Source organism: Desulfomicrobium apsheronum, from assembly GCF_900114115.1.
In the GTDB taxonomy this organism is placed as follows: Bacteria; Desulfobacterota; Desulfovibrionia; order Desulfovibrionales; family Desulfomicrobiaceae; genus Desulfomicrobium; species Desulfomicrobium apsheronum.
Window position 1 is genome coordinate 68,356 of the sequence record NZ_FORX01000007.1, and the last position, 20,449, is coordinate 88,804.

Annotated in this window: 19 protein-coding genes; 3 read left to right on the top strand and 16 right to left on the bottom strand. The window is 60.4% G+C overall.

Annotated features, from left to right (window positions below):
- Nucleotides 1-2: 2 nt before the first annotated feature.
- The 12 genes from BMZ40_RS08855 to BMZ40_RS08910 all read right to left on the bottom strand — a co-directional run bounded on the left by BMZ40_RS08855 (nt 3) and on the right by BMZ40_RS08910 (nt 12,250).
- The gene (locus BMZ40_RS08855) at nt 3-1,448 is read right to left on the bottom strand and encodes a TrkH family potassium uptake protein (protein WP_092374272.1); all 1,446 of its coding nucleotides are present in this window, start codon (nt 1,446-1,448) and stop codon (nt 3-5) included.
- Nucleotides 1,448-2,806: a Trk system potassium transporter TrkA gene (gene trkA, locus BMZ40_RS08860; protein ID WP_092374275.1), complete on the bottom strand. Its 1,359-nt coding sequence runs from the start codon at nt 2,804-2,806 to the stop codon at nt 1,448-1,450. The genes BMZ40_RS08855 and trkA overlap by 1 nt, the downstream gene beginning before the upstream one ends.
- 24 nt (nt 2,807-2,830) lie before the next feature.
- A complete protein-coding gene (locus tag BMZ40_RS08865) occupies nt 2,831-3,553 on the bottom strand; it encodes a thermonuclease family protein (protein ID WP_092374278.1) in 723 nt (240 codons plus the stop codon).
- Entirely contained in the window at nt 3,543-5,309 is a 1,767-nt protein-coding gene (gene rpoD / locus BMZ40_RS08870) for an RNA polymerase sigma factor RpoD (protein ID WP_092374281.1), read from the bottom strand. Before rpoD ends, BMZ40_RS08865 begins: the two co-directional genes overlap by 11 nt.
- A gap of 55 nt (nt 5,310-5,364) precedes the next feature.
- Nucleotides 5,365-7,068: a DNA primase gene (gene dnaG / locus BMZ40_RS08875; RefSeq protein WP_092374284.1), complete on the bottom strand. Its 1,704-nt coding sequence runs from the start codon at nt 7,066-7,068 to the stop codon at nt 5,365-5,367.
- Between the two features lie 19 nt (nt 7,069-7,087).
- A complete protein-coding gene (locus tag BMZ40_RS08880) occupies nt 7,088-9,385 on the bottom strand; it encodes an endonuclease MutS2 (protein ID WP_092374287.1) in 2,298 nt (765 codons plus the stop codon).
- A gap of 4 nt (nt 9,386-9,389) precedes the next feature.
- Nucleotides 9,390-9,836: a GatB/YqeY domain-containing protein gene (locus BMZ40_RS08885; protein WP_092374290.1), complete on the bottom strand. Its 447-nt coding sequence runs from the start codon at nt 9,834-9,836 to the stop codon at nt 9,390-9,392.
- Nucleotides 9,836-10,036: a 30S ribosomal protein S21 gene (rpsU, locus tag BMZ40_RS08890; protein WP_092189550.1), complete on the bottom strand. Its 201-nt coding sequence runs from the start codon at nt 10,034-10,036 to the stop codon at nt 9,836-9,838. The genes BMZ40_RS08885 and rpsU overlap by 1 nt, the downstream gene beginning before the upstream one ends.
- Before the next feature lie 154 nt (nt 10,037-10,190).
- Entirely contained in the window at nt 10,191-10,364 is a 174-nt protein-coding gene (locus BMZ40_RS19570; protein WP_015774630.1) for a hypothetical protein, read from the bottom strand.
- Nucleotides 10,365-10,382: 18 nt separating this feature from the next.
- Nucleotides 10,383-10,655 carry an HU family DNA-binding protein gene (locus BMZ40_RS08900; protein ID WP_015774631.1) on the bottom strand — a complete coding sequence of 91 codons (273 nt, stop codon included), beginning with the start codon at nt 10,653-10,655 and terminating at the stop codon, nt 10,383-10,385.
- A 304-nt stretch (nt 10,656-10,959) separates the two neighbouring features.
- A complete protein-coding gene (rsmA, locus tag BMZ40_RS08905) occupies nt 10,960-11,748 on the bottom strand; it encodes a 16S rRNA (adenine(1518)-N(6)/adenine(1519)-N(6))-dimethyltransferase RsmA (RefSeq protein ID WP_245751068.1) in 789 nt (262 codons plus the stop codon).
- Complete coding sequence (locus BMZ40_RS08910; RefSeq protein WP_092374296.1) at nt 11,741-12,250, bottom strand: DUF2062 domain-containing protein; 510 nt, start codon at nt 12,248-12,250, stop codon at nt 11,741-11,743. Before BMZ40_RS08910 ends, rsmA begins: the two co-directional genes overlap by 8 nt.
- On the opposite strand from BMZ40_RS08910, the gene BMZ40_RS19175 reads away from it, so the two are divergent.
- A complete protein-coding gene (locus tag BMZ40_RS19175; RefSeq protein ID WP_177193086.1) occupies nt 12,231-12,455 on the top strand; it encodes a hypothetical protein in 225 nt (74 codons plus the stop codon). The genes BMZ40_RS08910 and BMZ40_RS19175 overlap by 20 nt on opposite strands.
- Here BMZ40_RS19175 and BMZ40_RS08915 read toward each other — a convergent pair.
- Nucleotides 12,436-12,942: a ferritin gene (locus BMZ40_RS08915; RefSeq protein WP_092374299.1), complete on the bottom strand. Its 507-nt coding sequence runs from the start codon at nt 12,940-12,942 to the stop codon at nt 12,436-12,438. The genes BMZ40_RS19175 and BMZ40_RS08915 overlap by 20 nt on opposite strands.
- Nucleotides 12,943-12,971: 29 nt before the next feature.
- A complete protein-coding gene (gene tpx / locus BMZ40_RS08920; RefSeq protein WP_092374302.1) occupies nt 12,972-13,484 on the bottom strand; it encodes a thiol peroxidase in 513 nt (170 codons plus the stop codon).
- A 211-nt stretch (nt 13,485-13,695) separates the two neighbouring features.
- Between tpx and BMZ40_RS08925 the strand changes: the two genes are divergently transcribed.
- Both BMZ40_RS08925 and BMZ40_RS08930 read left to right on the top strand, forming a co-directional pair.
- Nucleotides 13,696-15,000 carry an alkaline phosphatase family protein gene (locus BMZ40_RS08925; protein ID WP_092374305.1) on the top strand — a complete coding sequence of 435 codons (1,305 nt, stop codon included), beginning with the start codon at nt 13,696-13,698 and terminating at the stop codon, nt 14,998-15,000.
- 7 nt (nt 15,001-15,007) lie between these two features.
- A complete protein-coding gene (locus BMZ40_RS08930; protein ID WP_092374308.1) occupies nt 15,008-17,182 on the top strand; it encodes an ATP-dependent helicase in 2,175 nt (724 codons plus the stop codon).
- A gap of 76 nt (nt 17,183-17,258) precedes the next feature.
- On the opposite strand, the gene BMZ40_RS08935 is transcribed toward BMZ40_RS08930, so the two are convergent.
- A complete protein-coding gene (locus tag BMZ40_RS08935; protein ID WP_092374311.1) occupies nt 17,259-19,379 on the bottom strand; it encodes a SulP family inorganic anion transporter in 2,121 nt (706 codons plus the stop codon).
- Nucleotides 19,380-19,580: 201 nt separating this feature from the next.
- Complete coding sequence (locus BMZ40_RS08940; RefSeq protein WP_092374314.1) at nt 19,581-20,432, bottom strand: universal stress protein; 852 nt, start codon at nt 20,430-20,432, stop codon at nt 19,581-19,583.
- Between the last annotated feature and the right edge of the window lie 17 nt (nt 20,433-20,449).

Here is a 20,449-nt window from a genome sequence, read left to right on the forward strand (position 1 = left end):
GTCTATTTTCGCCAGAATTCAGGCATAAACAACACCAATACCGTATAAATCTCAAGGCGCCCAAGCAGCATGCAAAAACTCAACACCCATTTGCCCAGGGTCGGGATCGCCGCGTAGTTATCCACCGGACCGACTTCGCCAAGCCCCGGACCGATATTGCCGATGCACGCCACAACCGCCGCGAAAGAGGTCAGCACGTCCACTCCCATGGCGGCCAGGGCCAGCGCCGAGAGGACGAAAAGAACGATGAAAAGAACGAAAAATCCCCAGATGCTCGTCAGCACCTCTTCCTTGACCAGCTTGGGGCCAAACTTCAGGGGAAGCACGGCCCGGGGATGCACGAGGCGGAACAACTCGCGATAGGAGTGCTTGAACAGCAACATGACCCGCATGCACTTGATTCCGCCCGCCGTGGACCCGGCGCAGCCGCCGATGAACATGCACAGCAGCAATACCCCCTGCGGCAGGGGTAGCCAGAGTTCGTAGTCCGCAGTGGCATAGCCGGTGGTGGTCAGGATGGAGGCCACCTGAAACGATCCGAAGCGCAGGGCTTCGGGCCAGGACGAATAGCTTGAACTCTGAATGGAAAAGGTCACCACAGCGGTCAGGACCAAGACAAGAATCGCAAAAAAACGAAATTCCGGATCTCGCCAAACGGTCAGGGGCCTGCCGCGAAAGAGCTGGAAATGAAGTGCGAAATTGACTCCGGCCACAAGCATGAAAAACGTGATCACGCCATCGATATAGGCGGAATCGTATGCCGCGATGGAAGTGTTGCGCGTCGAAAAGCCGCCCGTGGCCATAGTGCCAAAGGCGTGGCAGATGCTCTCGAAGAGGTTCATGCCGCCAAACATCAAAAGCACAACCTGGGCCACGGTGAAGAATACGTAAACCTTCCACAGGCTCATGGCCGTATCCTTGATCCGGGGCTGGAGCTTGTCGGCCACGGGGCCCGGCACCTCGGCCTTGTAGAGCTGCATGCCGCCCACGCCCAGAAAGGGCAGAATGGCGATGGTCAAAACGATGATGCCCATGCCGCCCAGCCAATGCGTCAGACTGCGCCAGAAAAGGAGTCCCTTGGGCAGGGCCTCGATGTTGGTCAGGATGGACGCGCCCGTGGTGGTGAAGCCTGAGACGGATTCGAAAAAGGCGTCCGTGAAGGAGGGGAATCCGCCCAGGACAAAGGGCAGGGCCCCGAAAAAGGCACACGCGGCCCAACCCAGGGAGACAATGACCATTCCCTCGCGATGGTTGATGACCAACGGTTTGGGGCGCTTAAAGGAAAACATGAGAAAGGCGCCGGCCAGCACCGTCACGCACAGGGACAGAAAAAGAGGCGCCACGGAGTTGTCGTCATAGTACCAGCCGCAGGCCAGGGGCAGGAACATGCACAGGCCCACGCACAGCAGAATGAGCCCGGTGACGTGCAGGGCGATGGTCCAGCGCATCAGCCCTGCTCCTGTCCCCGGGACAGCATCCGCTCGACTCCGGGAATGGACTCGGTCAGGCTCAGGATGAAGAGTCGGTCGCCACGCTGTATCACGTCGAAGCCGGACGGAATGAGCACCGTGTCGGCGCGCATGATGCAAAGGACGAGCACGCCCTTGGGAAAAGCGAGGTCCTTGAGCGCCCGGCCCACGAGATCGGATTCAGGCCCGACCAGGGCCTCAAGGGCTTCCGCGCCGTCCTTGATGGCCACGGCCGAGAGCACCCCGCCTTTTCGCACATGCTTGAATATGCTGTTCACCGCCGAAAGCCGCGGGCTTACGATATGTTCAAGGCCGATGGCCCGCACCAGCGGCATGTACTCGATCTTGTTCAGGCGGGTGATGGCCATGGGCGTGCCCAGCTTCTTGGCCAGAAGCGAGGCGAGGATGTTGCTCTCCTCGTTGCCGGTCATGGTCACGGCCACATCCATGGCGCCGATGTTTTCTTCGAGAAGCGCCTCCTGATCCGTGCCGTCTCCGACCAGAACCACGGTCCGGTCCAGTTCTCCGGCCAGCACAGCACAACGCTCGGGGTCCTTGTCCATCAGCTTTACATGAACGGGCTTTTTTTCCAGGGCGCGGGCCAGACGCAGGCCGATGTTCCCGCCGCCGATGATCAGCACGCTGCTCTTCTTGCCGGAGCGGTTACCCAGAAAGGAAAATACTGACTGTAACTGGCTGTCCTCGCAGACAAAATAGACCAGATCCCCGTCAAGAATTTCATCGGAGCCCGTGGGCACGATGACCTTGTCGTCACGCACGATGGCCGCGACGATGAGCTGCATGTCACCGGCCTTACGGCGCAAGTCCACAAGGCTGGTCCCGGCCATCGGGTTGCCCGAGGTGATCCAGGTTCCGACGATCTTGATCCGCCCGTCTGCAAGATCGCAGATGTCAACGGCTCCGGGGGCGCGCAGCATGTGCTCGATGGTCCGCACCACCTCGACCTCCGGATTGATGATGATCCCGATGCCGATGCCCTTGGCCAGCTGCTGCCCGTACGCCGTGTACTCGTCGTTGCGGATCCGGGCCAGCTTGGTCAGCCCCGGGGCAAGCATGTTGGCGAAGGTGCAGGCCATGAGATTGATCTCGTCGCTGTCGGTCACGGCCAGCAGCATGTCGGCCTTGGTGATGCCGGCCTCGCCCAGCACAAGCGGGCTGCAGCCGGAGCCTTCAAGCACCTGCACGTCCATGTGTTCGAGAATGCGCTGCAGCACGGCAGGGTTGCGGTCGATGACCACCACATCCTTGTTTTCGGAGGCCAGTCGTTTGGCAATGTGAAATCCGACTTCTCCAGCTCCGACAATAATGGCTTTCAAGCAAATAGCTCCGGTTTTGGTAGACTAGCGGCCCGTTTGCACGGGCCAGGGAGAGCACTCCCGCGCCGGTGCATAACCGGCCGCGAAGGCATCCCGCAAGGAGGAAAAATATACCCGGTTGGAGGCACCGACCTTGCGTCCCTGCCTGCAGGACAATGTATGAAAACGCTTGCTGCTCTTCGTGCCGACATAGCCGACCTTGGCGGCGGGGCCACTGAGAATCGCGGGCCAAAAACCCTTGCCCTGCTCCATGGCCGTTTTCTGGGCGGCAAGCAGGCGGCCGGCCAGCGCCCTGTCCTTGTCCGACGCGTGAGGATAGACGAAAGCCGCGCCTTCTTCAATCATGATCAGGTTGACCATCCGTCCGTCCGCAAGCCGCGCGATTCCGACCAATCGTCCATGACGATCCGTGCCGAGCTCCTTTTCTTCCAAATCGAGGAACTGGCCGGAAACCAGGGAAAAAAGCATCTCCCGGGACTGCCTGCCGTATTGCTGCCCGGACTTGCCCCCACGTGAAATCTCCGGCGCGTCGATGCCGCGCAGCCGCAGGCGCTCCCCTCCGTCCAGAATCACGGTGTCCCCGTCCAGAACCGCCTGAACCCCGACCCGCCACGTCTGGGCCGAAACGCCCTGCGCCGTAAACACCAGCGCCAGGGCGACGGCCAACACCTGAAACAGCGGCCCAAAAAAGAAGGCAACCCAGGAGGTTGCCTTGCGATTTGCGGTCACGTTCAGGCTAGGACTCATAGTATGAGCGCAGCTGCTGACTGCGCACGGGGTGGCGCAGCTTGCGCAGGGCCTTGGCCTCGATCTGGCGGATGCGTTCACGGGTGACGTTGAAGAGCTTGCCGACCTCTTCCAAGGTATGGTCGCTCTTCTCGCCGATGCCGAAACGCTTGCGCAGGACCTGCTCCTCGCGCGGGGTCAGGTCGGACAGCACCTGGGCGATCTGCTCGGCCAGCTTGGTGTTGACCACCTCGTCGGCCGGGGCCACGGCCTTCTTGTCCTCGATGAAATCGCCCAGGCTCGAATCTTCTTCGTCACCGATGGGCGTCTCCAGGGAAATGGGCTCCTTGGCGATCTTGAGCACCTTCTTGACCTTCTCCAGCGGGTAGTCCATGCGCTCGGCGATCTCCTCCGGGGAGGGGTCGCGGCCCAGCTCCTGGACCAGGTAGCGCGAGGTGCGCACCAGCTTGTTGATGGTCTCGATCATGTGCACCGGGATGCGGATGGTGCGGGCCTGGTCCGCGATGGCGCGGGTGATGGCCTGACGGATCCACCACGTGGCGTAGGTCGAGAACTTGTAACCTCGCTGGTACTCGAACTTGTCCACGGCTTTCATGAGGCCGATGTTGCCTTCCTGGATGAGGTCCAGGAACTGCAGGCCGCGGTTGGTGTACTTCTTGGCGATGGACACGACCAGTCGCAGATTGGCGCGGATGAGCTCCTGCTTGGCGTCCAGGGCGTCGGTGTTGCCCTTACGGATGCGCCACAGGATCTCTTCCAGCTGCTCCACGTCGTGCATGGCGTTTTCCTGCAGCTTGCCCAGGATCTCGATCTTGCCGTTGACCATTTCCTTGAAGGAGAAGAGCTCCTCCATGGTCATGCCGAGCTGGTCGGCGGCGGCCACGGGATTGATCGTGCGGGCGTCGAGCTGCTTGAAGATGCCGAAAATCTCGTCCTGGGATTTGCCCAGCGACAGGATGTAGGCCGAAAGATCGCGACGACAGTTGTGCATCTGGCGCACGTAATCGCCCACGGTCTCGATGATGCGGTCGATGAGCGTCTTCTCAAGTTTGATGTCGCGCAGGCACTGCACAACGCCTTCCTTGTAGTCCATGATCTTCTTCTGGACGCCGAAAACGCGCTTGTCGAGGGTCGCGCACTCGTCGAGACGGGTGTAGAGGGGCTTCTTTTTGCGGTAGATGTTCTTCACATCCTCCAGAAGCTTGATAACGCGCTCGCGCTGGTTCATCTCCTCTTCGGAGGGGTCGTCTTCCTCGATGGTCTTGACCACGTCTTTGAGCTTCATGCGGCCTTTTTTCAGGTCCTCGCCCACGCGCACCAGCTCTTCCACGGCCACGGGCACCTCGACCAGGGCGTACATGACTTCAAGCTCGCCGGCCTCGATCTTCTTGGCGATGTAGACCTCGCCGTCACGGTCCAGAAGGCCCACGGCACCCATCTCGCGCAGATACATGCGCACGGGGTCGTTGCTGCGGGAGGAATAGTCAGCGCCGTCCTCGTCTTCGGCCAGCTCCAGCTTTTCCTCTTCCTTGGGCTCCTCGCCGTCATCCTCGGCGATCTCGATCCCGCGACTAAGCTTCTCATCGACGATATCAATGTCCAGCTGATCAAAAATGACAATGATTTCTTCTATCTGTTCCGGAGTGTTTACTTCGGAAGGCAAGGCCTTGTTGAGTTCATCGAAGGTCAGAAATCCCTTTTTCTTTCCCTCGGCAATAAGCGCCTGAATTTGCTGAACATCCTTGATATTGCTCATCCGTTCCCCCCAAAGTTGATAAAAACTTTTCGTCCGCCGACGTGAAAATCCTTTCTCAGCACTGTGTCTTGGCCTGAATCAAGGCCAAGAGACGAAGCTCTTCCTGAAAATCACCGCTCTGACGGGCTTTGCGCAACCCAAAGTTGAGACTCTCCAACTCTCGGCGCTGGCCCGTCTGACGCAAAAAATTCTGAACCTCGTCCCATTCGCTCCGGCCGTCATCAACCGTGACGTCGGTTCGCATCTGGCACTGAACATAAAACTGCTTCTCGCCCTGATCCATGCGGCTCAGGACTTCATGCGGGCTGACCCCGAAAATCTTGCTCCAGAAAATTTTGCCCCGCTCCGTGGCCAGAGCCTCGCCAAGCCCGAGCTCGTGCAGCTGTCCGTGATATTCGGGAAAACGCACGGCAAAGGCCAACAGATTCCTGTCCAGCTGGGAAGGCTTGCACTGCTCCAGACCTGCAGGGGCCGACGCGGCAACGCCCGTGCCTTTTTCATCCAGCGTGCGACGCAATTCGGTTTCCGAAAGTCCGAGTCCCGCTGCCAATTTGGGAAGGTAAAAGGACTTCCAGTCCAGCTTTCCAAGCCGCGACATGAAGCCAATGGCCCAGTTCAGCACTTCCTTGGGCGACTGGTTGGCGGACAGCTGTCGCAGACAGTAATCAAGACCGTCCGCCGCCTGGGCGGAAAGCTCCAGCAGGCTCTCCCGGCCGTTCTTCTGCAGCACGGAGTCCACGTCCTCGCCGTCCGGCAGGCACAGCACCCTGCATTTGAGGCCCTGCGAAAGGATCATCTCCGCGCTGCGCAAGGCTGCCTTGCGGCCCGCGTTGTCTCCGTCAAAAACAAGATCGACCTGACCGACCAAACCGGAAAGACGATGCACCTGCTCGGGAGTGAGTGCCGTGCCCAGCACCCCGCAGCTGTTTTCGAACCCGAACTGATGCAGACTGAGCACATCCACATACCCCTCGGTCAGCAGCACGCTCTTGGAGTGAGACATGGCGCGCCTGGCCTGATACAGGCCGTAGAGATGCTCACCCTTGGTGTAGATGGGCGTCTCGCTCGAATTAAGGTATTTCGGGCCGTCTCCGTCCACCAGGCTGCGGCCGCCAAAGGCCACGGTCTGGGCCGACAGGTTCATGATCGGAAAAATAAGCCTCTCGCGGAACCGGTCGTAATAGGAGCCCTTGGCTGACTTGCTGACCAGCCCCGCCTTTTCGGCGAGGACCTCGGAAAAACCGCGCCCGCGCAAATGGTCGCGTAGCTCGTTCCATGCGGCCGGAGCCCAGCCAAGGCTGAATCGGTCCACGATTTCCGGGGCCAGTCCGCGCCCGCCGATATAGTCGCGCGCGGTTTTTCCCGGTCCGCGACCCAGCATCTCTTTGTAGAAGACCGCCGCAAGGGCATGCATATCCAAGCATTCGGAGCGGGAAATTTCTCCCGGCGCCCTGTATTCGGGACGCTTCCGAACTTCCAGACCCGCCTCTCGCGCCAGCGCCTCGACGGCTTCGCCGAATTCCAGGCCATTTATGGCCCTGTAGAATTCAATGATATCGCCGGAAGCCTGGCATCCGAAACAATAATAAAAGCCCCCTTCCGGATTGACCGAAAAGGACGGCTTGGTTTCCTGATGGAACGGACATGGAGCGACCAGTCTGGTGCCGGAGGGCCTGAGCTCAACGTGTCTTCCGATCACGTCCTCGATGCGCAGGCGGGCCTTGATCTGGGCGATCAGTCCTTGGTCGAACGTGCTCATCCGGCTCCGATGAAAAAAATTAATCCGCCAAGGCCACCTTGGTCACGCCGTCACCACCCTCATCCGCATTGCCCAGACGAAAATCGCCAACGGCCCGGGATCGTTTCAGGTGCTCATGCACCACCCGACGCATGGCGCCCGTGCCCATCCCGTGTATGATCTCGACTTCGGTCCGTCCGGCGAGCAGGGCCTTGTCCAGAAAACGGGACAGCTCCGATTCGGCCTCGTCGGCTCTCATTCCCCGCAGGTCGAGGCGCAGGGGAGTCACCGGGGCGGGCGCGCTTCTGAGCACGACCTTTCCGCCATCGGATTTGTCCTTGGCCGAAATCCGCACATCAGACAGCCCTACCCAGAGCGAAACACCGCCAACATCAAGGCGCACACGCTCTTTCTTGCCGTCGATTTCCCGCACCAGACCCGTTTTGTTCCAGGGCAGATAAAGCAGGACCTGCCCTTGGGCAATGGCCTGGATGGAAAGTTTCTCGACAGTCTCGTCAGTTTGTGGCGTTTGAGCCACGCTGTCGCGCAGCCGGGCGACCTCTTTCATGGCTTCCTTGCGGCCGAGACGGCCTTCACGCCACTGGCGCATGATCTCCTGGGAAGCCTCGCGCAATTCCTTTTGCATGCGGCCTCTTTCCTGATCGAGTTTCTCCAGCTTGCGGGCAAACTTGAGTTCAAGCTCCCGGGTACGGACCCGGGCCTTGTCAAGTTCCTCTTCCTTGTCCGCCGCCAAACGATTGAGACGTTCGAAAATCTCTTCGGCGTCGCCCGCATCCAGGTACAAATAATCCTGGGCCCGCGCCAAAATGGACTCGGGCAGTCCCTGCTCCCGGGCCACATCGAGGGCACGGCTGGCGCCAACCTGATCGTAGCCGAGCTTGAAGAGCGGCTTTCTGGTGTCCGGAGAAAAAATGACCGAAGCGGCGCGGACCCCGTCCTTGGAAAGTCCGTAGGCCTTCAGCGCAGGAAAATGCGTAGCCGCCCCGACCCAGGCTCCGCGCTCAAGCAGTCCGTCAACCACGGCCTGAGCCAGGGCCGCGCCCTGACTGGGATCGGTGCCGACACCGAATTCATCCAGAATGACCAGGGTGCGCTCGTCGATCCTCGGCCAGACCTCGCTGAAATGACGGATCTGAGCCGTGAACGTGGACAGGCTCTGCTCGATGGACTGCTCATCGCCCATGGACACGACAAAATTGTTCCACAGCGGCAGCGTGCTGCCCTCGGCCGCGGTGACGGGCAGCCCGGCATGGGCCATGAGACCAAGCAACCCGAGGGTTTTGAGGCACACCGTCTTGCCGCCGGCGTTGCCGCCGGTGATGATGAGCACGCGCTGCCCCTCGTGCAACTCAAGATCCACGGGCACGACATTGTCCTGTCCGAAGACCAGGAGCGGGTGCCGTGCCTGGGCCAGAGCCAGCGGCGCGTCGGGCGCGATATCGACGACATGGCCATCGGTGTGGCGGGCAAAATGACAAATGGCCAGCAGCTGGTCAAAGCGTATCAGCTCGTCGAAGGTGCGCTCGATGGCAACCTGTTCCATACGGACAAGCTCACTTAAAAACCGCAGGACCTTCTGCTCTTCGGCGCGCTCCTCCTGCTTGTATTCCTGCAGGTCGTTGTTGAGTTCGACCAAAAAAAGCGGCTCGAAATAACAGGTCTCCCCTGTCTGGGAATAGTCATGCACGATGCCCTTCAGCCGGCCCTTGAAATTGTTCTTGAGAGCCAGGACATAACGATCAGAGGAGATGGTCAGAAATTCATCCTGCAGAATGAACTGCAGGTCCTTGTTCTGAAAGAAATCCTGCACCTTGCGGGTGCACATCTGGTGCACGCGGCGGATTTCCTGGCGCACGGAATAGAGCTCGGGCGAAGCTTCGTCCCGAATCGTTCCGTCAGGGGAGAGGCAGCGTGACAGGCCGGACCAGGTCTTTGGAGGCAAAGTCAGCCCAGCGGCCAGGGCGGCCAGGCCGGGATAGCGATCCGCATTGGCGGCGCCGAGACGCTCCACAAGGGACGCGGCCACTTTAAGCATCTCCCAAAGTCCGATCAATCCGTCCACGTCGAGAAAGGCCAAGGGGTTCTTCAGATACGTGAAGACACCGGCCACGTCGGGAAAAGCCGCCAGACGCACATCCTTGGAGGCGCAGAAATGGATGGCCTCCCGCACCAGGGCCGAACGTTCGGCGATGCGCAAGGGATCGGTTTCGGGCAAAAGCGAAAGGCAGGCATCCCTGCCCGCCTCACTGACCGCGAAGTGCGAAAGATGCTGCAGGACCTTTGGGTATTCCAGCAGCTGCAATGTTCTTGAATCCATAGGATTACGACGAAAGCTTGGCGCGCACCAGCGCGCTGAGTTCCTTTCCGTCGACACGGCCGGCATGTTCGCCCATGATGGCGTTCATGACCTTGCCCATGTCTTTCATACCGGAAGCACCGAGGGTTTGGATGGTCATGGCCACAGCTTCTTCCAACTCTTGGGAAGAAAGGGCCGTGGGGAGGTAGGCGCGCAGTATGAGGTGCTCGCGCTCCTCGATTTCAGCAAGATCGATCCGGCCCGCAGCCCGGAACTGGTCAATGGATTCCTGGCGCTGCTTGACCTGCTTGGCCACGACATCCAGGATCTCGCTATCGGTCAATTCACGACGGAGATCGACCTGCTTGTTTTTGACGGCTGCCTTGAGCATTCTCAAGACAGCCACCTCGTCAGTCTTTTTGGCCTTGAAAGCGGTCAAATAGTCCTTTTCAAGGCGTTCAGAAAGACTCATTACATCACCTGCATTTTACGGATCTTCTTCAGCAGTCTTTTCTTGGCCGCAGCTTCCTTCTTCTTCTTCTGGATGCTGGGTTTTTCGAAATGCTGACGCTTTTTCAACTCGGAAAGGATACCGGCCTTCTCTACCTGCTTCTTGAACTTACGCAGGGAGTAGTCAAAAGTATCGCTGTCACCCATGTATACACCTGGCAAACGGATCACCTCCCGTTCTCGATCTGGTCCTGCCACCTGTCGGCGATCAGGAAACTTCGTCTTTTATGCAAACCTTCAAGGCATGGCAAGAAAAAAAGGGACAAAAAAAAGGGGCGCTCATGCAACCCCTTTTCAAAGCATCATGAAAATCAGGCTAGGAAATCTTTTCCTTAACGGTCTCGGCCAGAGACTTCAGGATAACCACGCCGACTCCGCTGCCTATGATGAAAAGCACAGCGTAGAGCACTCCGAAAAAAATGGCATGATCAGGCTGCCACCAGGGCAAATCCTGAGGCAGTGGGCTTTGAACAGTTTCCCCATGCAGCATAGGTCCCCCTCGCGGTAATTACTTGATTGCGTCTTTGAGTTCCTTGCCGGGCCGGAACTTGACAACCTTGCAAGCAGGAATCTTCAGTTCTTCGCCAGTGCGGGGGTTACGTCCGGTGCGAGCCTGACGCTCTTCAACCACGAACGTTCCAAAGCCGGTGAGGGTCATCTTCTTTTCGGTCACCAAGGTTTCCTGGACGGCCTTCAGAAATTCGGTCAGCGCGCGCTCGGCATTCGCCTTGGTCAATCCAGCCTTTTCCGCCATCTTTGCAACCAATTCAGCTTTCGTCATCAGTCTTCCTCCTTTGCAGTAAATTACCAACGGGTGCGTGAAACTCTCCAGAAGTCTCATGGGCTCACAACCGTCAACACTTGGCACATTCAGCCTGATCTTGAAATTTTCCGGACACGGCTGCGACACTTCCTACTGGAAGGAAAGAAACATGTCCATAGGGCTTCAGCACTTAGCCCACCGCCCTTTCCGGCGCAAACGCTCAGTCGGCAGGCAAACAGAATTTCACTTGCAAAGTCAAGCTTATTTTCAAAAAACTCCGGCAAACCCTGCCCTGACGGGCGTTTTCGGCATCTAGCCCACCCTATTTTGAGGGGACAAGAACCCTGGCCAGGGAGCGCAGTGCATCCGGGCTCAATTCCTCGGGTCGAATTCGTCTGTCAACGCCCAGATCCGCGCACCACGCCTCGACCGCCCCGGACCAGTGGGCCTTGAGAATGGTGCCCAACTGCTTGCGACGCTGCTGAAACAGGATCTTCACCGTCCAGGACAGTGCAGCGGCGTCATCCCAGGCCGGATCGGGCCGTGGCAAAAAGCGCACAATGGCCGAATCGACCTTGGGCTGCGGACGGAAAACATGGGGCGGGACCGTGAACACATATTCGCCACGCACGAAATTTCCGACCCATGCCGAGAGCGCCCCGTAGGTCCGGCTCCCTTCACTGGCCGTAAGCCGCAGGGCCACCTCCTTTTGAACCATGAAGAGCATGCTTCTAAAGGATCGGCACCGGCTGACCATTTCCCAGATCATGGGCGAGGCCACGTTGTAGGGCAGGTTGCCGATCAGGGAGAGGCCGGGCAGACGCCGCGTTCCTTCCCAGCAGAAATCCAGCCCGTCGGCATGCACCACGCCCACGCTGGGGAATTCCGATTTGATCCAGCTCACCAGTTCCGAGTCCTTTTCAAGAGCCATGACCGGGCCGTCATGCCCGGCCAGGATGCGGGTCAAGGCGCCTCTGCCCGGGCCGATCTCGAGCACCGGGTCTCCGGGCGCAAGCTCAAGGCTGGCGACAATGCGCCTGCAGATGTTGGGATCGGACAGAAAATTCTGCCCAAGGGAACGCTTGGGGGCGAAAAAGGACGATCTATCCACGGCGAGGCATCCGGCGCTGCCGTTCGAGCCGGCGTTTGGCACGGCGGTCATGATAGATGAGCACGGCGCGAAGCGTGATGAAGTACGTGACAACGGCCAGCGGAATGCCGGCGATGAATCCGCCGAGGGTGGTGATGAGCAGCCACTTCCAGCTGCGCTGCAAAAGATCCAGGAGCGGGAGGTTCAGGAATTCGTGGATGCTCAGATGCGCAACTTCCACAGGAACGAAAACCTTGCCCAGCATGTACAGCAGGGGAAAAATCAGGGCCCAGTTGAAGGGATTGCTCCACCAGGTGCCAAGAGCCGCGGCGATTACATTGCCGCGCAGGACAAAGGCCAGGGCCACGGCTATGGCCATCTGCAGGGACAAGAACGGCAACGCGCCGGCGAACACGCCCAATGCCAGCCCCAGCGCGATGGACTCGGCAGGGGCCTTGATGCGCACGACGCGCAGGTAAGTGTAGCGGCTCAGGCGAGCGATCTTGACCCAGATTTTTTCCATGAATCCACATAAAAAAAGGCAGTTGGAACATCCAACCTGCCTTGGTTTTCGGCGTATGCAAATATCCTTCGTCGCCGATGTATTGCCCTGCCGTGCGGATTGTCAATTCATTTCAATCCGCACCGCGCCAGACTCCGGCGAGTCTGCAAAAGAAGAGGGGCAGGACGAACCGCCTGCCCCGAACATCAAGCCACCGGAGGAGTGAACACTCGCGTGGCCATATCCCTGTCCATCATGAACAGCCCACCGCCGTCGGTTCCGAGAAGGCGCAGCTTCTGCACGACCTCGTTCACGCTGTCCTCTTCCTCGACCTGCTCTTCCACGAACCAGCCCAGAAAATTGGCCGTGGCGTGGTCCTTTTCCTCGATGGCCAGGTTCATCAGGTCGTTGATGCGGCTCGTGATGTAGGCCTCGTGGTGGCGTGCGGCTTCCATGGCCGCCAGGGGGCTCTCCCACTCGAACTGGGGCTTCTCGATGGCTTCCAGGGTGACCCGGCCGCCACGTTCGCTCAGATAGTTGAAGAACTTCATGGCGTGGAAGGTCTCCTCCTGATTCTGAACTGTCATCCAATTGGCGAAGCCATTCAGATTCCTGTCCTTGAAATAGGCCACCATGGCCAGGTAGAGATAGGCGGAAAACATTTCCGCGTTGATCTGATCATTGATCGCTTTTTCCATATTGGCACTGATCATCGGGAACTCTCCTTGAAAACAGTTTGAAATTAGATCAGCTTCTTGACCGCTTCAAGCACCGCCGCATAGTCCGGCTCGGAGGTCAGCTCAGGCACTACCTGCACGTAGGCCACCTTGCCGTTCGCATCGACCACGAAGATTGCCCGGGCCAAAAGACGCAAGCCGTCGATGAGCACGCCGTACGCCTGGCCAAAGGACGCGGTCTGATAGTCGGAAACAGTCTGCACGTTCGTAACGCCCGCGCTACCGCACCAGCGTTTCTGGGCAAAGGGCAGGTCCATGCTCACGGTCAGGATCTTGACCTTGTCACCCAGGTTTTGGGCTTCCTGATTGAAACGACGCGTCTCCATGTCGCAGACCGGAGTGTCCAGCGAGGGCACTGCGGAAATCACCACTACCTTGCCCTTGAAATCGGCAAGGGACACCGGACCAAGATCATTGTCGACCACGGTGAAATCGGGAGCGTCCATGCCGGGAGTGATCTCCGGGCCGAGCAGGGTCAGGGGATTCGTCTTCATTGTCACTACGTTATCTCTTTTCATCGTGAACTCCATTGTTTGAGGCCTCGGTACCGCAGCACGCCACGGCAAAACCGATCCGGCCGGTTTATCTGTAGCAGTTTGCAATCTAATGTTTGCATCCATTCGCGCAAGGGGGAAGAGTGCATTTTCGATCCGGAAGATGTCTTTTTGCCTTAAACCGCTCGGCCCCGTCCTCTGGCCAACCGACCCGGCCCCTGCTACACCGCCTCCCATGCACGCACCCCTACTGGTTTTCCTCGGCCTGGACGGCCTGCCCTGGTCCCTGGCCCAAAATCTCTGCGCCCAGGGTCTGCTTCCCAACCTCGCCGCCGTCGCGGGCTCTCCCGGGTGCCGGGCCATTCGGGCCGAGCTGCCCGAGCTCTCGCCAGTGAACTGGACCAGCCTCTTCACCGCCTCAAGCCCCGGCGAGCACGGGGTTTTCGGGTTCACGCGCCTGGACCCTCAAAGCTACGAGCTTCAGTTCACGGACTTCACCCATGTCCACGGAGCCACGATCTTCGAGCGATTGGCGGACAAAGGTCTCTTCGCCAAGGCCCTGAACATGCCCAATCTGGCTCCCGTTCGCCCCATGCGGGCCATGCTCGTGGCCGGATTCCCCGCCCAGGACCTGCGCACGTCCGTGCATCCTCCGGCGCTGGCGGGCATCCTGACCGACCACGAATACACCATCGAGGCCGACACCGTGCGCGGCGCCACGGACCCGGGCTTTCTGCTCGAAGACCTGCACCGCAGCCTGGCCTGCCGGGAACGCGCCCTGGACCTGCTGTGGCCGGATATGGCCTGGGATGCCTTCTTCTTCGTGCTGACGGAGACCGATCGACTCGGTCATTTTCTCTTTCCCGCGCTGGTCGAGCCCTACCATCCGTGGCGCTCCGAAGCCTTGCGCTTCATGGCCGCCTGGGACCGCCTCATCGGAAAATTCTTCGAACGCTATCATGACCTGCCCGGCCCCAAGCGCCTGCTGATCATGGCCGATCACGGCTTTACGACCCTCACGCAAGAGGTGGACCTCAATGCGTGGTTGCGCGACCAAGGGCTTTTGCACCTCTCCCGCCAGCCAACCAGCGAGTGGGACACGCAGGCCATGGCCCCATCCACGCGGGCCTTTGCCCTTGACCCGGGACGCATCTACCTGCACACAAAGGGGCGTTTTGCACACGGCGGCCTCTCCGCCGCCGAGGCGGACCAGCTCGGCCAGAATCTGGTCCGCGCCCTGTCCGGCCTGACCCACAATGGCCGCAAGATCATTCGCCACGCACACCTGGGCCGGGAAATATATCATGGTTCACAGGCCCATCTCGCCCCGGATCTGGTGCTGGTCCCAGAGCCCGGGTTCGACCTGAAGGGCAAATTCGGCCGTACCGGAATGTTCGGTCATTTCGGCCGCCAGGGCATGCACACGGCCGACGACGTGTTTTTTTACGATTCCATGGGCTCCTCCGCCCGCACACCGACAGAGGTCGGCCAGACAATTCTGGACCACTTCGACATTCCCGCCACCACTTTTGGGGCCTGAAAACATCATGCACATCGACTATCAAAACGACCTGAATCCCGCCCAGCACGAGGCCGCGACCACCCTTGACGGACCGATCCTAGTCATCGCCGGCGCCGGCTCGGGCAAGACCCGCACCATTGTCTACCGCCTGGCCCGGCTGGTCGAGTCCGGCGTGTCCCCGGCCGAAATCCTGCTCCTGACCTTCACCCGCAAGGCCTCCTCGGAGATGCTGCACCGCGCGGAAGGGCTCCTTGGCCACCAGGGGCTCGGAAACGTGCGCGGCGGCACCTTTCACGGTTTCGCCTACTCATTGCTCAAACAGCACGCCGGGCTGCTCGGCTTCGAGCGCGGGGCCACGGTCATGGACCGCTCCGACGGAGAGGAGATACTGAGCCAGGCCAAGGATCGCCTGAAAATCGGCAAGGGCGACCGCAAATTTCCCAAGCGGGCCACCGTGCTCGGACTGTACAGCAAGAGCCGCAACAAGGAACTAACCCTTGAACAGGTGCTGCGCCAGGAGGCCTACCATCTCGGCGCCTACGAGGACGACCTCACCCGCCTCCTCGAAGAGTACGAGCGCATCAAACGCGAATGCGGCCTGCTGGACTACGACGACCTGCTCTTTCTGCTGGAGCGTCTGCTGACCGAGCACCCGCACGTCCGCGAAGCGGTGACCTCGTCCATCTCCCACATCATGGTCGACGAATATCAGGACACCAACCTCGTGCAGGCGCGACTGGTACGTCTTCTGACCAAGCCCGGCGACACCAGCCCCAACGTCATGGCCGTGGGCGACGACGCGCAGTCCATCTATGCCTTTCGTGGCGCCAACGTGCGCAACATCCTGGATTTTCCCAAGATATTCCAGGGCACCCGCGTCATCAAGCTGGAGCAGAACTACCGTTCCACCCAGCCTATCCTGGAACTGACCAACGCCATCCTGGACGGCTTTCGCGACAAGTTCGCCAAGCGTCTCTTCTCCGAGCGCACCGACTCCCGCCTGCCGGAACACGTGCTGCCGTTCTCGGACCGCAGCCAGGCCCGTCTGGTCACGGCCAAGGTGACGGAACTCGCGCGCACCTATCCCCTGGACCAGATCGCCGTTCTCTTTCGGGCGGGGTATCAATCGTATCATGTGGAAGTGGAGCTGAACAAGATCGGGCTCGGGTTTCGCAAATACGGGGGGATAAAATTCTCCGATGCCGCGCACATCAAGGATGTCCTGGCCTGTCTGCGGCTCGGCCAGAACACCTCGGACCTGCCTGCCTGGCAGCGCATCCTCGGCAATGTACCCGGCATCGGCCCCAAAAGCGCGCAAAAAATCCACCACGCGGCCATGATCAACGATCAGGCCTTCATCAAGGCCCAGCGCGCCAAGCGTCCGGCCCTCGACGAGTTGCTGCGCGTGCTCGACACCCTGCGCACCCAGGTCATGCGACCGTCCACGGCCATCACCTTCGTACTCGAATACTATCAACCGGTCCTGCGCGAGAAATTTCCCGACGACTACCCACGCCGCGAAGCGGGACTCGAGGAACTAACCCAGATCTCCCTGAGTTATGACGACATCCCCGCCTTTTTGGGCGATCTCAGCCTTGACAGCCCCGACGCCGAGGAGGACCGGGGCCAGGCCGTGACCCTGTCCACTGTCCATTCGGCCAAGGGTCTGGAGTGGGACGCGGTGCTGGTCATTGATCTGGTCGAGGACCGCTTCCCCTCGCGCCACGCCATGAACGACAACGACGACTTCGAGGAGGAGCGCCGCCTTCTGTACGTGGCCTGCACCCGCGCCCGCGACAGCCTGACCCTCTTTTCCCCCGAAACCCTCTACAGCCGGGAACTTTCGGCCACCACTCCGGCCCGGGTCAGCCCCTTTCTGCAGGATATCCCCTCTCACCTCATGTCCCGGTACCGCGAACAGTTCACGGGCGGCGTGGGCCTGCAGACCCTGCCCACGCCACGCCGCGCACCGGAAGGTACGTCTCCCCAGGGCTCCCGCCCCGGTCCGGGCGAAGATTTCGCGGCCTCGGCGCCACGGACCTCATCCAGCACCCAGACCCCGGTGCAAGGCACCTACTGCCGGCACAAGATCTTCGGCCGCGGCAAGGTGGTCCAGCGCGTGGAGCCGAACAAATACAAGATCAACTTCCCCGGATTCGGACTCAAGCTCATCATCGAGGATTTCGTGGAACTGGAATAAAAAACGGGGCGCATCCGGGGCGCGTTTGCCGGACACGCCCCGCTTTCATGCCGTGGCAGGATTTTTTGAAGGCCCCTCAGCAGACCATGACCTTGACGTGGGCGAAAAGCGCATCGTCCTCCACTTCCTGACCCAGCCGGGCAAAGATGGCCTTGAGAGCCTGACATTCCGTGGCAAAGATGTTTTCGTCCCCAATGCGCTCATAAAGGCCGGTGGCCCGCATCACGTCGAGAACCTGCTTCTTGAGCCCCGAAAAGACGATCTGCACTCCTGTCTCGCGCAGCTGCCCCACCAGATTCTGCAGCATCTCCTCGCCCGATGAATCCATGGAATTGATGGCGTCCCCGACGACGAGCAGAAATTTCGCATCCTTGTGTTCGGCCACGGCCCCCAGCACCATGTCCTCGAAATAGGTCACGTTGGCGAAATACAACGAGCCGTCGAAGCGCATGACCGTGACCAGGGTCGAGGTGGCCAGGGCCTTGTGCACGCTCACGTCCCGCAGGGTTCCGTCGGCATAGCGTCCGAGCACCGCCACGCGCGGGGCCATGGTGCGAAAGAGGTAGAGGCCGATGGACAGGGCCGCCCCTGTCATGATGCCCTTGTCCAGATGCGGCGCGGCGAGCAGCGTCACGGCAAATGTCACCAGGGCGACGACACCGTCTCCCCGGTTGGCCTTCCAAGTGTGCATGAAGGCATGGGGCGTGACCAGGCTGGTGACCGCCATGACGATGATCACGGCCAGCACGGCCTTGGGCAGATGGTGGAGCAGAGGCGTGAAGAACAGCAGGGTCACGGCCACGAAGACACCGTTGAAGACCATGGCCAGCCCCGTCTTTGCCCCGGCCTGCATGTTGATGGCCGAGCCGGTGAAGGAACCGCAGGCCGGATAGGCCTGAAAGAAAGACCCTCCGATGTTGGCCAGGCCCTGGCCGATGAGTTCCTGATTGGGATCGACATGCTGCCGCGCCTTGCTGGCCATGGCCTTGGCCATGGAGATGGACTCCATGAAGGCGACCAGGGCGATGATCAGGGCCGAAGGCAGCAATTGCATCACGGCATCGAGGCTGAGCGTCGGGATGGTCAGGGCCGGGAGCCCCGCCGGGACCGGTCCGACAACATCTCCGCCCCCGACCAGCTTCATGACGCCATGATCGACGCTCTTGATGTGCCAGGCACGGTCATCGGTCTGCATGCCCTCCGGGGAGTCGCCAAGCAGATAGAGACGCCCGTTCTCCTCGCCCTCGGGGCGCACGAAGCGCAGTTGCCGCACACCGCGTAGAAGCTCGTTGTGCCGTCTCTCCATGGAGCGCATGTCCAGCCGCGCGAGCTCGGTCTGGTGCCTCAGCCCAGCGGCCATCCACACGGAGCCGTCCTTTTCCGCCTGCCGCTGGCGGGCGGAAAGCTCGGCCACCTCGCTGCCCAGATGTTCCATCCGCCGCAGATTCTCTTCATATTGGGCTACCAGTTCCCTGGCCTGAGGGGTTGCCAGATCATCCAGCACGGCGGTCCCGCGCTGGTCGTAGCCGATGGCGGCGCTGACCACGATGGTGATGACCACCGCGACAAGAACGCTGGCCTTGGACAGGGCCGGAATCCTCTTGATGACGAGAATGAGGGCCAGCCCGAAGAAGGTCATGCCCAGAGTCGGCAAATGGGTTTGCGGGAGCAGCTGGAGCATTTCCCAGACATCTCCCAGAAAAAAGTCACTGCGGCCCTTGGGGATGCCCAGCAGCAGATCCAGCTGGGAAAGACCGATGATGATGGCGGCCGCGTTCATGAATCCCAGGATGACCGGGTGGGACACGAAATTGACGATGGTTCCGAGTTTGACCACGCCCAAGAGAAGCTGCACGAGACCCACCAGAAGGGTCAAAAGCAGCGCGAAACCGATGTATTCTGGCGTGTTCGAGACCGCAAGCGGAGCCACGGCAGCGGCGGTCATGAGCGAAACAATGGCCACCGGCCCCGTGGCCAGCTGTCTGGACGATCCCCACATGGCCCCGATGATGGCCGGCACAAAGGCCGTGTACAGGCCAAAGTACAGCGGCAGACCCGAAAGCTGGGCATAGGCCATGGCCTTGGGGACAAGCACCAGCGCGCCGGTGATCCCGGCCATCAGATCGGCCCGCACGACCAGCGCGCTGAGCGGAAACCAAGCGAGAAAGGGAAAGAATCGCAAAAGCCTGACCGACATGAGACCGTTCCTTGTCAGATGATTCGAAGAAGAAGCCAAAACCCACAGCACGCACCCGGCGACTGTTGAATTCCGCGGAAGCCTTTCAAAAAGCGTTCTGGCAAGGCGCGAGCCGATTCCGGAGGGTGAAGTGTAGCTTACCTACATGAGCCCTCCGGAATCGGGGAGCAACGCAGTCCAGAACGTTTTTTGAAAGGCTTCCTAGGCGGTGACCACCAGCACCGCGCAGTGCGCCCACCCGCAGACCTCCTTGGTCACCCGGCCGCCGAACATTTTGGGTAGCGGCCCCGAAGCCATGCCGCCGATCATGATCATGTCCACTTTGCGTTCCTCTGCGGCGCGCACGATGATGTTCGATGCATGCCCGACCCCGGCCACGGCCTCGAAATGAATCCGCGGCCACTTTTCCCGGCCTCGGGCACAGATGTCCTCGACCATTTTTTCGGCCTCGGGCAGACCGCTCTCCCGCCGCGCAACCGCCACGAAGGTCAGCCTCTCCAGGGTCACGCAGCAGATTCCCAGACTCAGGGCTTCCTCGACAGCCAGGCGGCTGTTGGGCGAATCGTCCACGGCCACCAGCACATGGGACCCGGTCATCGTGAAATCCTTGGGGAGCATGAGCACCATGGGGAAACCGAGCCCGATGACCTTCGAAGTCATGCTGCCCACCATCAGGTACAGCCGTCCGGCCCGGCCGTGGCGGCCCATGATGATGACATCGGCCTCGCGCATCATGGCCTGCTCGACGATGGCGTGCTCAGGCACCGAGGAACCGACCACCACGGTCTCGCACTCCACCCCGCTGTCCCTGGCCATCTTGCGGATGTCTTCCATGTACGGCCCGATCTCCTGCTGAGCGCGGGTGACCTTGGCATTGGCGGATTTGAGGGATTCGACATCGATTTTGACCACATACAAAGCAATCAGCCGGGCACCGCAGGCCTGCCCGAAAAAAATGGCCTCCTGCAGCGCTCCATCACTGAAAATGGAGCCGTCCGTGGCCAGAAGCAGGGTCTTGGCTTCACCCAGAAGGCTGGTGGAGAAGCGGTTCATGCGCGCTCCGAGGTTGT